Source organism: Arthrobacter sp. 10T419, from assembly GCF_056394105.1.
Genome location: NZ_JBFTHF010000008.1, coordinates 203,487 through 216,863, shown reverse-complemented (window position 1 = coordinate 216,863; position 13,377 = coordinate 203,487). Strand labels below are relative to the sequence as shown.

General features: G+C 69.7%; 12 protein-coding genes. 9 read left to right on the top strand and 3 right to left on the bottom strand.

The annotated features are described in order from the left end of the window. From AC1DBD_RS14340 to AC1DBD_RS14320, 5 genes are all read left to right on the top strand, one after another. Positions 1–240, top strand: a 240-nt coding sequence (locus tag AC1DBD_RS14340) for a hypothetical protein (protein ID WP_441419175.1), incomplete at its 5' end; no start/stop codon positions are given. 150 nt (positions 241–390) lie between these two features. Next, entirely contained in the window at positions 391–2,697 is a 2,307-nt protein-coding gene (ligA, locus tag AC1DBD_RS14335; protein ID WP_476909732.1) for an NAD-dependent DNA ligase LigA, read from the top strand. Then, complete coding sequence (locus AC1DBD_RS14330; protein WP_441419499.1) at positions 2,694–3,524, top strand: inositol monophosphatase family protein; 831 nt, start codon at positions 2,694–2,696, stop codon at positions 3,522–3,524. Before ligA ends, AC1DBD_RS14330 begins: the two co-directional genes overlap by 4 nt. 102 nt (positions 3,525–3,626) lie before the next feature. Next, positions 3,627–4,130, top strand: coding sequence for a GNAT family N-acetyltransferase (locus AC1DBD_RS14325; RefSeq protein WP_476982363.1), 504 nt, complete (start codon positions 3,627–3,629; stop codon positions 4,128–4,130). Positions 4,131–4,229: 99 nt separating this feature from the next. Then, positions 4,230–4,751: a hypothetical protein gene (locus tag AC1DBD_RS14320; protein ID WP_476982362.1), complete on the top strand. Its 522-nt coding sequence runs from the start codon at positions 4,230–4,232 to the stop codon at positions 4,749–4,751. Between the two features lie 20 nt (positions 4,752–4,771). Here the strand turns inward: AC1DBD_RS14320 and AC1DBD_RS14315 are convergent, their stop codons facing one another. Continuing rightward, a complete protein-coding gene (locus AC1DBD_RS14315; protein ID WP_441419502.1) occupies positions 4,772–5,443 on the bottom strand; it encodes a response regulator in 672 nt (223 codons plus the stop codon). Then, on the bottom strand, positions 5,436–7,178 hold the full coding sequence (locus AC1DBD_RS14310) for a sensor histidine kinase (RefSeq protein WP_476982361.1): 1,743 nt from the start codon (positions 7,176–7,178) through the stop codon (positions 5,436–5,438). The genes AC1DBD_RS14315 and AC1DBD_RS14310 overlap by 8 nt, the downstream gene beginning before the upstream one ends. A gap of 179 nt (positions 7,179–7,357) precedes the next feature. On the opposite strand from AC1DBD_RS14310, the gene AC1DBD_RS14305 reads away from it, so the two are divergent. The 4 genes from AC1DBD_RS14305 to gatB all read left to right on the top strand — a co-directional run bounded on the left by AC1DBD_RS14305 (position 7,358) and on the right by gatB (position 12,335). Then, complete coding sequence (locus tag AC1DBD_RS14305) at positions 7,358–8,818, top strand: CitMHS family transporter (protein WP_476982360.1); 1,461 nt, start codon at positions 7,358–7,360, stop codon at positions 8,816–8,818. Between the two features lie 139 nt (positions 8,819–8,957). Next, positions 8,958–9,254 carry an Asp-tRNA(Asn)/Glu-tRNA(Gln) amidotransferase subunit GatC gene (gene gatC, locus AC1DBD_RS14300; protein ID WP_175323093.1) on the top strand — a complete coding sequence of 99 codons (297 nt, stop codon included), beginning with the start codon at positions 8,958–8,960 and terminating at the stop codon, positions 9,252–9,254. Positions 9,255–9,258: 4 nt separating this feature from the next. Continuing rightward, complete coding sequence (gene gatA, locus AC1DBD_RS14295; RefSeq protein ID WP_476909730.1) at positions 9,259–10,830, top strand: Asp-tRNA(Asn)/Glu-tRNA(Gln) amidotransferase subunit GatA; 1,572 nt, start codon at positions 9,259–9,261, stop codon at positions 10,828–10,830. Further along, positions 10,830–12,335, top strand: a complete 1,506-nt coding sequence (gene gatB / locus AC1DBD_RS14290; RefSeq protein ID WP_476926389.1) for an Asp-tRNA(Asn)/Glu-tRNA(Gln) amidotransferase subunit GatB — start codon at positions 10,830–10,832, stop codon at positions 12,333–12,335. The genes gatA and gatB overlap by 1 nt, the downstream gene beginning before the upstream one ends. A gap of 3 nt (positions 12,336–12,338) precedes the next feature. On the opposite strand, the gene AC1DBD_RS14285 is transcribed toward gatB, so the two are convergent. Next, positions 12,339–13,247, bottom strand: a complete 909-nt coding sequence (locus tag AC1DBD_RS14285) for a LysR family transcriptional regulator (RefSeq protein WP_441419507.1) — start codon at positions 13,245–13,247, stop codon at positions 12,339–12,341. Positions 13,248–13,377 lie beyond the last annotated feature (130 nt).

The following is a 13,377-nucleotide window of genomic DNA, read 5'->3' as shown; positions in this document are numbered from 1 at the left end:
CAGCTCAAGACTCTTGGGACGAAGCTGCAGGCCGGTTCTCAGGAGATCGACAACCAGAGGTCGATGCTGACCAAGGTCCTGGCCGGTACCCAGTGGCTGGGACCGGACGCGGAGAAGTTCCGCAACGAGTGGAACGGCGAGCACGTTGCGGCCCTCACCCGGGTGTCCCAGGCGCTGCAGCAGGCCAGCCAGCAGGCCAACCGCAACGCCACCGAGCAGGAAAGCGCCTCCTCGCGCTAGCCGGAACCCTCTCCAGATCAGCCCGGACGCAACCGCGTCCGGGCTGTTCGTTTAGAGCGGCCCGCCCAAAGCGGCCGGGCACCGGCAGGCTGCGCCGCCCGGACCCGCTCCTGACCGGACAATGTCCGGGATCTAGGGCAGGATAGGTCTGTGAGCACAGGGAAGACAGCAGCAGATACCGAAACCCTCAGCCCGGCCGGGGAATTGGTCCCCTCGGAGGCCATCCGCGCCGAGTATGAAGAACTGGTCGAGGAGGTCCGCAAGCACCGCTTCGCGTACTACCAGGAGGACGCCCCGATCATCTCCGACGCCGAGTTCGACGAGCTCTTCCGGCGGCTGGAGACCATCGAGGCCATGCACCCCGAATTGGTCGCCAACGATTCGCCCACCCAGGAGGTGGGCGGCGAAGTCTCCGCCGCCTTCGCCGCCGTCGAACACCTGACCCGGATGTACAGCCTCGAGGACGTGTTCTCGCTCGAAGAGCTGGAGGCCTGGATCGCCAAGGCCGAGGCCGGCGTCGCCAAGCTCGGTAACGGCGGCAACCCGCCGTCGTGGCTCACCGAACTCAAGATCGACGGCCTGGCCGTGAACCTGCTCTACCGCGACGGCGTGCTCGTCCGCGCGGCCACCCGCGGCGACGGCTTCACCGGGGAAGACATCACCCACAACGTCCTGACCATCAAGGAAATCCCGCAGCAGCTCAAGGGCGGGAACTTCCCGGCCGAGATGGAGATCCGCGGCGAGGTCTTCATCCCGTCCAAGGCGTTCGCGGAATTCAACGAGGCGCTGATCGAGGCCGGCAAGGCGCCGCTGGCCAACCCGCGCAACGCCGCCGCCGGCTCGCTGCGGCAGAAGGACCCGGCGGAGACCGCCAAGCGGCCGCTCAAGATGTACGTGCACGGCATCGGCGCCCGCGAGGGCCTGGAAACCGTCAGCCAGTCGGACACCTACCGCCAGCTCGCCGACTGGGGGCTGCCCACCAGCCCGTACTTCGAGGTGCTGCCCGGCCTGACGGAAGTGCTGGACTTCATCCGGCGCTACGGAGACAAACGGCACAGCCTCAGCCATGAGATCGACGGCATCGTGGTCAAGGTGGACGACTTCGCCACCCAGCGCGCCCTCGGCTACACCTCCCGGGTCCCTCGCTGGGCCGTGGCCTACAAGTACCCGCCGGAAGAGGTCAACACCAAGCTGCTCGATATCGCCGTCAACGTGGGCCGCACCGGCCGCGTCACCCCCTACGGCGTGATGGTGCCGGTCAAGGTGGCCGGCTCCACGGTGGAAATGGCCACCCTGCACAACCAGGAGGTCGTCAAGGCTAAGGGCGTCAAGATCGGCGACATCGTGGTGCTGCGCAAGGCCGGGGACGTCATCCCGGAAATCGTCGGGCCCGTGCTGGCCCTCCGCGACGCCCAGGACCCGCCGGTGCGCGACTTCGTCATGCCCACCGAATGCCCCGCCTGCGGCACACCGCTCGCACCGGCCAAGGAAGGCGACGTCGACATCCGCTGCCCCAATGCCCGGTCCTGCCCGGCGCAGCTGCGCGAACGCGTCTTCCACCTGGCCGGCCGCGGCGCCTTCGACATCGAGGCCCTCGGTTGGGAAGCGGCGATCGCCCTGACCCAGCCGGCCGAGCCCGACGTCGCACCGCTCACGACGGAGGCGAACCTGTTCCGGCTCACGCCCGAGGACCTTGCCGGGGTCCGGATCCGCCGCGAAAAGCGCTCCAAGGGCGTGGCGACCGGCGAGTTCGAGCTGGTGCCGTACTTCTACACCAAGGGCACGGCCAAGGTCCCGTCCAAGCCGACCGCCACCACCGAGAAGCTCTTCAACGAACTCGAAAAGGCCAAGACCCAGCCGCTCTGGCGCGTCCTGGTGGCGCTGTCCATCCGCCACGTGGGACCGCGGGCGTCGCGTGCACTGGCCACCGCCTTCGGAACCATGGATGCCATCCGCCAGGCCTCCGAGGAGGAACTGGCCAACGTCGACGGCGTGGGGCCGGTGATCGCCGTCGCGCTCAAGGAATGGTTCGCCGAAGACTGGCACCGTGAAATCGTGGACACCTGGGCCGCCGACGGAGTCCGGATGGAGGACGAGCGCGACGAGTCGACCCCGCGCACCCTGGAGGGCCTGACCGTTGTGGTCACCGGCAGCCTGGAGGGCTTCAGCCGGGACGAGGCCAAGGAAGCGATTTTGGTCCGCGGCGGCAAGGCTGCCGGATCGGTCTCCAAGAACACCAGCTACGTGGTGGCCGGTGAGAACGCGGGCACCAAGCTGGACAAGGCGGAACAGCTGGGGCTGCCGGTCCTGGATGAGGACGGCTTCCGCGCGCTGCTCGCTAACGGCCCGGCCGGGCTCGGCGACGACGCCGGCTCGGGCGGCGACGCCGGCTCGGGCGACGACGGCGACGGCGGCGCCGGGAGTGACGGCGAAGACCACCAGGAGGCGGGCGAGTGAGCTCCGGCCCGGAAGAATTTCCCGCGCCGGCCGCGTTCCTGGAACTGGCGCTGGAGGCGGCTGCCGCGGGCGCCGCGGTGCTGGCCGGCCGGAGTGCCGCCGCGCTGGGCGTGAGCAACAAGGGTGATTCTGGGGACTGGGTGACCTCCTTCGACCTCGCGTCCGAGGCCGCCGTCCGCGAGGTCATCACCCGGGCCCGGCCGGAGGACGCGATCACCGGCGAGGAGGGCGGCACCGTGCTGCCCGCGAACTCCAGCGGTTTCCGCTGGTCGATCGACCCGCTCGACGGCACCACCAACTTCATCCGCAACATCGTCTACTACGGAACCTCGGTGGCAGTGGCCGGCCCGGACGGCGCCTGGCTGGCCGGCGTCGTCCACGCGCCCGCGCTGGGGCGCGTCTACTATGCCTCCCGCGGCCACGGCGCCTGGCTCGAGGAGAGCGGGCAGCGCTCGCAGCTCTACGGACCGGTGCCGGGCCGGACCGGCCAGATCCTGGCGACGGGCTTCAGCTACGACAGGGGCGTCCGGGCCGAACAGGCTTCCGCGCTGGGCGGCCTTATGGACGGCTTCGCGGACGTCCGCCGGCTGGGATCCGCGGCGCTGGATCTCTGCCTGGTGGCGGACGGCACGCACGATGCCTACGGCGAACGCGGACTCAACGAACACGACTTCGCCGCCGGCGCCCTGATCGCCGAGGAGGCCGGCTGCTGGGTGCGCCGTCCCCGGCTGACCAGCGTGCTCGACGGCGGGCCCTCCGACGACGAGCGGCTCGCGGCATGGACCTGCGCGGGGCCCCTGGAGCTCTCCGGCAAGTTCCCGCTCTGACGGCACGTCCGGGCTGGCGCAGCCGGCCCGGCGCCTGATAGTTCAGTCACGGAAACCGCCCGTTGGTCCCTGACCCTGCGCGGGCGCCCGTACCATAGACAGGTGCATTCGCAGATCCTCATTCGCCCCGCCGTCCCGGCCGATTACGATGCCGTCGCCCGCATCACCCGGGACGCCTACCTGGCCGCGGGCCACTTTGAGGACGCGGACCACCCGTACATGCAGGAAATCCAGCGGGTCGCCCAGCGGCACGGGAACGCGACCATCTGGGTGGCGGAGCGCGCCGGCCGGATTGTCGGTTCGGTGACCCTCGCCGTCGCGGGGGAGCCCTACGCAGACATCGCCCGGGCGGACGAGCTGGAGTTCCGGATGCTCGTGGTGGACCCCGCGGTGCAACGCAGCGGCGCCGGCAAAGCCATGGTGCAGGCCATCATCGAGCACGCCAGGTCCCTGCCGGGCATCACCGGCGTCGCCCTCACCACCGGCCGGACCTGGGAAAGCGCCCACGGCCTGTACCGGAAGACCGGCTTCCAGCGTGTCCCCGAGCGCGACTGGTTCGTCCCGGGCACGGACATCAAACTGCTCGTCTACCGCCTCGACCTCTAGAACCAGCCCCTAGCTTCGGACCGCTCAGGGTAGGGTTGCAGCCAGCACACCACCCCAAACCCACGCTGGAAAAACAGCACGAGTACGGCTGGAGGATCCATGGCACCGCACATCCCCGACACCATCGACGAGAAGTTGCTCGGCCTCTATCTGTCCGACCACCTGACCGGCGCCACCGCCGGACTGGGCCGGATCGAACGGATGGTCAAGGACTTCACGGATACCCCGGTCCACACCGAGCTCGCCACCGTGGCCGCGGAGATCCGCCGCGAGCGCGAGCTGCTCCGCAGCCTGCTCCGCGAGCTGGGCGTCCGCACCCGCCCGCACCGCCAGGCTGCGGCATGGCTCGCGGAACATGCGGGCCGGCTCAAGCTCAACGGCCGGCTGCTGAGCCGTTCGCCCATGACCCTGGTGCTGGAATCCGAACTGATGCGCGCCGCCGTCCTGGCCAAGATCGGCGGCTGGCAGACGCTGGAGGAACTGGCGCCGGAACTGGGTCTCGATCCGTCCAGATTTGCCGATCTCACCGCCGAGGGGCAGGCGCAGATCGAAGCCCTGGGCCGCGTGCACGAACACGCCCGCCGCAACGCCTTCCGCAGGGGACGCAGCATCACCGGCTGAGCGGCCGGTCGAGGGTGTTCCTAGCGGCCGGGGAGCGCGGGCACCCCGTAGCGGTGCTCCGGGCGGCCCGTCGTGCCGTAGCGCAGCTGGATGTCGACGGCTCCGTCGTCCGCCAGCGAGGAGAGGTAACGCTGCGCGGTGGCCCGGGAGACGCCCACGCGGGCGGCCACTTCCGCCGCCGAATACTGTTCCCCGGGTTCCAGCGATTCCAGCACCGCCGCCTCCGTGGCGGACCGCGGCCGCGCGGAGGCCGTGACGTCGCCCGGGATGAGGGCGCGCTTGGCCCGTTCCACCGTCTCCTGCGTGAGGTTCCCCGGCTGGGCCAGGATGCGGCGGTAGCGCGCGTAGGAGCGCAATTGCTGGGAGAGCGACTCGGCCGTGAACGGCTTGAGCAGGTAGCCCAGGGCACCGCGCCGGAAGGCGACCCGGATTGACGCCGCATCCGAGGCGGCGCTGAGGATCATGGTGTCCACATCCAGCTGGTGCAGCAGGTCCAGCCCGGAGGCGTCCGGCAGGTACACGTCCAGCAGCACCAGGTCCGGGCGGAGGCTGTGGATGGACTGCAGGGCCTGCGACGCCGACCCGGCGGGCGCCAGCGCCAGGAAGCCCGCCACGGAATCCACATAGGCCGCGTGGAGCTTGGCGACGTGGAAGTCGTCGTCCACAATCAGCACCCGGAAATCTTCAGACATCGTTGTCTCCTTCGGTCGAGTCGGCGATGGTCCCGGGGAGGGTCGCCATGAACACGGCTCCCGGCCCGCCGGGCGCACCCCGCTCCAGCACCGTCACGTCACCGCCGCGGCGCCGGGCCAGCTGCCGGGCCAGGGCCAGCCCCAGGCCCTGCCCGGCACCGGCCCGGGCGGGTTGCCCCGAGGTGGTGAAACCCTCGGCAAAAACGTCTTCCGCACCGCCGTCGGCACCGCCGCCGTCGGCAGTCGTGAAACCGTCGCCGCCGCCGGGCAGGCCGTCGCCGGAGTCGCCCACGATGATGTGCAGTGTGCCGGCGGCCCCGCCATCGCCGGGTGCGTCCAGCACCTCGACTTCCACCCAGCGGTCGGCCGCGGCGCCGGCGACCGCGGCGTTCACGGCGTTGTCGATCAGGTTGCCCAGCACGGTGGTGACCTCCTGCGGCTCGATGACGTGGCCGCGGACCAGGGTTTCGGGGCCGAGCCGCAGGCTGACGCCGCGCTCGTCGGCTTCCACACCCTTGGCGCCCAGGAACGCCTGCAGGTAGGGGTCCTGCAGCAGTTCGGCCTGTTCCACCGGGAACTTCAACGGCCCGGTGGCCGCCAGCCGGGCCAGGTAGTCGCGCGCTTGCTGGTGCTGCCCGATGCTCATGAAGCCGGCGATCGTGTGCAGCTGGTTGGCGAACTCGTGGCGTTGGGCGCGCAGGGCGGTGGACATGGTGCCCACGGCATCGAGCTGGCGGGTGAGCTGCTGGAGCTCGGTCCGGTCCCGGAGCATGACCACCCAGCCTAGGTCCTCCCGGCCGTGCAGGGCCTTGCGGGCGCTCGCCACCAGCACGCGGCCGTCGGCCAGGAACTCCACGGCGTCGCCCTCGGCGGCGTCCGGCCTGGTCAGGGCCTTGAGCGGTACGGGCACCGGCGCCGCCGCCCAGCTGGTTCCGGCCAGGTCCGGCTGGGCCAGCATCCGCCGGGCCGCGGCGTTGAAGACGCTGATCCGGCCGTCGGCGGACACGCCGATAACGCCGTCGTCCACGCCCTGCAGGACCGCCACCTGGTCGTGGACCAGGGTGCTGATTTCCTCCGGTTCCAGCCCCAGGGTCAGCCGGCGGAGCCGGTGCCGCAGCAGGAATGAGACGAGGATGCCGGCCAGCAGCGCGCCGGCCGCCGTCAGTGCGATCGGGACGATGTCGCGGGCGAGGCTCTGGCCGATGGTCTCGGTGGAGTAGCCCACGCTGACCTCGCCCACCACGGCGGACGAGCCCGGCGCGAAGACCGGGACCTTGGCGCCGGCCGAGGGGCCCAGGGTGCCGGTGTTCCGGGTGGTGACCTCCTTGCCGGAGAGCGCCTCGGAGGGATCGGTACTGACCCGTTGGCCCAGCCGGTCGGCGTCGGGATGCGCCAGCCGCAGTCCGGTCTCGTCGGTGACGACGACGAACAGCGCGCCGGTGCGCGCCCGGGCGCCCTCCGCGGCGGCCATCAGCGGGCCGGCGAGGAGCTCTGCGGGCGGGGGAGTGCCGGGCCGTGCGCTGATCTGCTGCACCTCGGCCCGGACCGCCGGGTCCGACGCCACCGTGCGGGCCAGGGTCAGTGCCTGGTTCTCCGCCTCGCGGCCCAGCCGCTCGTACGTCAGCCAGGCGTGCACGGCGCTGCTGAGCAGCACCACGAGGGCCACCACGCCGAGCTGGAGCAGCAGGGTCTGGGTCGTGAACCGCAGGGGAGGGCGGCGTTTGAGGGCTCCCACGGCGGCCCTCCTTCGATGATCCGGTGACTTCAACAGCTGTGAGCAAAATGCGCAAAATGCGTCCAACAAGCAGTATGCCAATCAATTGAGGCAAAGGCACTCCCGTGACGCACGCCACCCTAACGTCTGTAGTGCGCATCACAGCGGAGTGGTGCGGAACACAGAAGAAGGAGCCGGCCGTGCTGGTATTACTTGGATTCGCCATGATTGCGGTCTTCATGGTGCTGATCATGACGAAGAAGCTGACGCCGGTACTGGCGCTCATCATCGTCCCCACCGTTTTTGGACTGTTCGCCGGCGCCGGCCTGGGCATCGGCCCCATGGTGCTCGACTCGATGAAGTCGATGACGTCCACGGCCGCGCTGCTGATGTTCGCCATCATCTACTTCGGCCTGATGATCGACGTCGGGCTCTTTGACCCGCTGGTCCGGTTCATCCTGCGCAAGCTCGGCAACGACCCGGCCAAGGTGGTCCTGGGCACCGCGATCCTCGCCGCGGCGGTCTCGCTCGACGGCGACGGCTCCACCACCTTCATCCTCACCACCGCCGCCATGCTCCCGGTCTACCTGCGGCTGAAGATGAGCCCCGTGGTCCTCACCTGCGTGGCCGGCCTGGCCAACGGCACCATGAACATCCTGCCCTGGGGCGGACCGACCGCCCGCGCCGCCTCCGCGCTGAAGATCAGCGTCTCCGACGTCTTCGTCCCGATGATCCCCTCGCTGGTCGCCGGCCTCGTCATCGTGTTTGTCTTCGCCTGGCTGCTGGGCCTGCAGGAACGCAACCGGCTGCGCACCGTGGCCCCGGAGATCTGGGCCGAGGGTGGTCAGTTCGACGGCGGAGCCGGCGGCACCGGCCGCCTTGGCCGCTTCGGCTCCGGACGGAAGGTCACCGGCCCCGCCGGGGGAGCCCCCGCCGCCGGCGGCGGGTCCGCCGTCGCCGTGCTGGAGCGCACCGAAGACCTCGTCGACGAGCGCGACTCCGCCATGGCGGACACCGCGCTGGATCCCAACCGCAAGACCCTGCGTCCCCAGCTCTTCTGGTTCAACCTGGGTCTGACGGTCGCCGTGATGGTGACACTCGTTGCCAACATCATTCCGCTGCCGTTCGTCTTCATGGTGGGCGCCGCCGTCGCCCTGCTGGTCAACTTCCCCAAGGTCAAGGACCAGAGCGCCCAGCTGATCGCGCACGCACCCTCGATCGTCGCCGTCGTCAGCATGGTCATGGCCGCTGCGGTCCTCACCGGTGTGCTCAACGGCACCGGCATGGTCAAAGCCATGTCCGAATGGCTCGTCGCGATCATCCCGGCCGACATGGGCCCGTTCATGGCCGTCATCACCGGCGTCCTGAGCATCCCGATGACGTTCTTCATGAGCAACGACGCCTTCTACTTCGGCGTCCTGCCGGTCCTGAGCGAAACGGCCGCCCACTACGGCGTCGGCGCCGCGGACATGGCCCGCGCCTCGATTACCGGCCAGCCCTTCCACCTGCAGAGCCCGCTGGTGCCGGCCATCCTGCTCCTGGTCTCCCTGGCCAAGGTGGACCTGGGCGACCACCACAAGAAGGTCCTCTGGCGCACCGCCGTGATCTCCCTGGTCATGCTGGGAGTAGGGGTACTCACCGGAGCCATCGGCATCGGCTGACAAACCGCACGAGATGACAGTTCGCGGCAGTGTTTGCACAAAACATTGCCGCGAACTGTCATCTCGGCGTCCGACGGTAACAGCACTTCAACCCACGTAGACTGGGACGGAAAATAATCCGAACTTGCAGGGGAGATCCATGGCTGCGATCAACCGCGACGACGTCGCGCATCTCGCGCGTCTCGCGCACATCGAGATGAGTGCTGAAGAGCTGGACAGGATGGCCGGCGAACTCGCCGTCATCGTCGATTCGGTTAAGTCCGTCAGTGAAGCCGCCGGTGATGACGTCCCGGCCACATCCCACCCGATCCCGCTGACCAACGTGTTCCGCGAGGACGTTGTGGGCCACACCTTCACGGCCGAGCAGGCACTTTCCGGAGCCCCCGACGCGTATGAGGGCCGCTTCAAGGTCCCGGCAATCCTGGATGAGGACTAAGACCATGACTGAAACCACCCCCGAGCTGTTCCGCCTCTCCGCGGCCGCGCTCGCCGAGAAGCTCGCTGCGCGCGAGGTCACCGCCGTCGAGGTCACCCAGGCGCACCTGGACCGGATCGCCGCCGTCGACGGCCAGGTCCACGCCTTCCTGCACGTCAACGCCGAGGAAGCCCTCGCCGTCGCCGCGGAGGTGGACGCGATCCGCGCCGCCGGCGGCGCCGCTGCCGAAGAGCTGCACGTGCTCGCCGGCGTCCCGATCGCGGTCAAGGACCTGATCGTCACCATCGGCCAGCCCACCACCGCCGGCTCCAGGATCCTCGAAGGCTGGCACAGTCCCTACGACGCCACCGTGGTGGAGCGCCTTCGCGCCGCCAAGATGCCGATCCTGGGCAAGACCAACCTGGACGAGTTCGCCATGGGCTCCTCCACCGAGCACTCCGCGTTCGGCCCCACCCACAACCCCTGGGACCTGGAGCGCATCCCGGGCGGCTCCGGCGGCGGTTCCGCTGCCGCCGTCGCGGCCTTCGAAGCCCCGCTCGCGCTCGGCACGGACACCGGCGGGTCCATCCGCCAGCCCGGCGCCGTCACCGGCACCGTCGGCGTGAAGCCCACCTACGGCGGCGTCTCCCGCTACGGCGCCATCGCGATGGCCTCCTCGCTGGACCAGATCGGCCCGGTCTCCCGCACCGTGCTGGACTCGGCCCTGCTGCACCAGGTGATCGGCGGCCACGACCCGCGCGACTCCACCTCACTGCCGGACCCGCTCGAGGACCTCGTGGCCGCGGCCCGGACCGGCAACGTCGAGGGCATGAAGATCGGCATCATCAAGGAACTCCACGGCGAGGGTTACCAGGCCGGCGTCGAAAACCGCTTCAACGAGGCGCTGGAGCTGCTCAAGGGCGCCGGCGCCGAGATCGTCGAGGTCTCCTGCCCCAACTTCAAGTACGCGCTGGGCGCCTACTACCTGATCATGCCCTCCGAGGCCTCCTCCAACCTGGCCAAGTTCGACGGCGTCCGGTTCGGCCTGCGGGCGCTGCCCGCAGAGGGCCCGCTGACGATCGAACGCGTCATGGGAGCCACCCGCGCTGCCGGCTTCGGCGACGAGGTCAAGCGCCGCATCATCCTGGGCACCTACGCCCTCAGCGCCGGCTACTACGACGCCTACTACGGCTCGGCCCAGAAGGTGCGCACCCTGATCCAGCGCGACTTCGACGCCGCGTTTGCCCAGGCCGACGTGCTGATCTCCCCGACGGCGCCGACCACGGCCTTCAAGCTCGGCGAGAAGCTCAACGACCCGCTCGCGATGTACCTCAACGACGTCGCCACGATCCCGGCCAACATGGCCGGCGTCCCAGGGCTTTCCCTGCCCGGCGGCCTCGCCGACGAGGACGGACTGCCGGTGGGCGTCCAGCTGCTCGCCCCGGCGCGCCAGGATGCCCGGCTCTACCGCGTCGGCGCCGTGCTCGAGTCGCTGCTTGAGGCGCAGTGGGGCGGACCGCTGCTGGACAAGGCCCCTTCCCTGACGGGCTCCGCCCTTTCTGACGCTGCCGCTTCGAGCCACGGAGGTTCACACTAATGACTGACGCAACCCTCAGCTTCGAAGAGGCGATGGAGAAGTACGACCCCGTCCTGGGCTTCGAGGTCCACGTCGAGCTCAACACCAAGACCAAGATGTTCTCCTCCGCCCCGAACGTCTTCGGCGACGAACCGAACACCAACGTCAACGAGGTGGACCTTGGCATGCCCGGCGTGCTGCCCGTGGTGAACAAGACCGCGATCGAATCCTCGATCAAGATCGGCCTGGCGCTGAACTGCAAGATCGCCGAGACCTGCCGCTTCGCCCGGAAAAACTACTTCTACCCGGACACCCCGAAGAACTTCCAGACCTCCCAGTACGACGAGCCGATCGCGTACGACGGCTACCTGGACATCGAACTCTCCGACGGCACCGTGTTCCGGGTCGAGATCGAACGCGCCCACATGGAGGAGGACGCCGGCAAGCTCACCCACATGGGCGGCGCCGCCGGCCGCATCCAGGGCGCGGACTACTCGCTCGTGGACTACAACCGCTCCGGCGTGCCGCTGGTCGAGATCGTCACCAAGCCGATCGAGGGCGCCGGCAGCCGCGCGCCCGAGCTGGCCAAGGCCTACGTCGCCGCGGTCCGCGAAATCGTCAAGAACCTCGGCGTCTCGGACGCCAAGATGGAACGCGGCAACGTCCGCTGCGACGCGAACGTCTCACTCCGCCCGCACGGCCGCGAACGCTTCGGCATCCGTTCCGAGACCAAGAACGTCAACTCCCTGCGCGCCGTCGAACACGCCGTCCGGTACGAGATCCAGCGGCACGCCGCCGTGCTGGAGTCCGGCCAGCCGGTCATCCAGGAGACCCGGCACTGGCACGAGGACACCCGCTCCACCACCTCGGGCCGGCCCAAGTCCGACGCCGACGACTACCGCTATTTCCCGGAACCGGACCTGGTGCCGATCGTCGCGTCGCGCGAGTGGGTCGAGGAGCTCCGGGCCACGCTGCCGGAGCCGCCGGCCGCCCGCCGCAAGCGCCTGCAGGCCGACTGGGGCTACTCCGACCTGGAGTTCCGCGACGTCGTCAACGCCGGCGTGATGGACGAGATCGAGGAAACCATCGCCGCCGGCGCCTCCGCCACCGTGGCCCGCAAGTGGTGGATGGGCGAGATCGTCGGACGCGCCAAGAACGCCGACGTCGACCCCGGCCAGCTCGGCGTCGCCCCGGCCACCATCGTGGAACTGAACCAGATGGTCGAGGACGGCAAGATCAACAACAAGATGGCCTCCGAGGTCCTGGACGGCGTCCTCGCCGGCGAGGGCACCCCGGCGGAAATCGTCGAGAAGCGCGGCCTCGCCGTGGTCTCCGACGACGGCCCGCTGCTCGAAGCCATCGACGCGGTCCTCGCCGCGCAGCCCGGAGTCGCGGACAAGATCCGCGCCGGCAAGCTCCAGGCGATCGGCGCGATCGTCGGCGGCGTCATGAAAGCCACCCGCGGGCAGGCCGACGCCGGCCGCGTCAAGGAGCTGATCCTGCAGCGCCTCGGCGTCGAAGGCTAGGCCCTAGCCGCCCACTAGATCGGTCATGATGGTCTGCAGCGCTTCGCAGACCATCATGACCGATTTGCGTTTAAGGTTCTCCGGCCGGGCCAGGATGTCGATCCGGCGCCGGGTGCTGATCCCCTCCAGCGGCCTGAGCACGATCTCCGGGTTGAGCACAGGGCGCGCGGTGTGCCGGGGCAGCAGCCCGATCACGCTCCCGGTCGCCACCAGCGCCGCCACCGTGGAGTAGTCATTGATCCGGTGCACGATGTTCAGCTCGCGGCTGGATACGGCCGCGACGGCGGAGAGCACGTCGGCGGGGGAGTAGCCGGTGTGGCTCGTCACCCAGGGTTCGCCAACGACGTCGTCGGCCGTCACCGCCCGCTGCCCGGCGAGCCGGTGCCCGGCCGGCAGCGCCACGTCCAGCGGCTCGTGCGCGAGCGGGATCACCGCCACCCGCTCCTGGGGCCACCGAGGGCTGTGGTCCATCCGGTGCGCGAGGACCAGGTCATACCGGGCGGTCAGCGCCGGGAAGTCCTGCTGGGCCACGTCCTCGTCGGAGAGCTGGATCCTCGGCTGCCCGGGTCCGGCCAGCAGCCGGGCCAGCGGCGCGAACAAGGCCTGGCCGGCGCTGTGGAACCCGCTCAGGGACACCGGCGCCACCGGCGAGCCGTGGTACGCGCCGATCGCCGTCCTGGCGTCCGCCATCGCGCTCACGACGGCGGCCCCGGCGTCTGCGAGCACCTGGCCGGCCTCGGTGAGGACCAGGTTCCGGCCCTCCTTCCGGGTCAGCGGCACGTCCACGGACTTCTGCAGGGCGGCCAACTGCTGGGACACCGCCGAGGGCGTGACCAGAAGCGTTTCCGCGACGGCCTTGACGCTGCCCAGGGCGCCGAGTTCGCGGAGCATTTCGAGCTGGTGGATTTCCATGGCCACCATCCTAGAGCTAAGCCAGTGCTAAATCGTCGATTGAGAAAAATCCGGTTGTGCTAATGCTTTCCGCCGGGTCTAATGAGGTGAGTTGTCCCACACCACCGCTCCCGTCCCGGAGCGGCCAGCA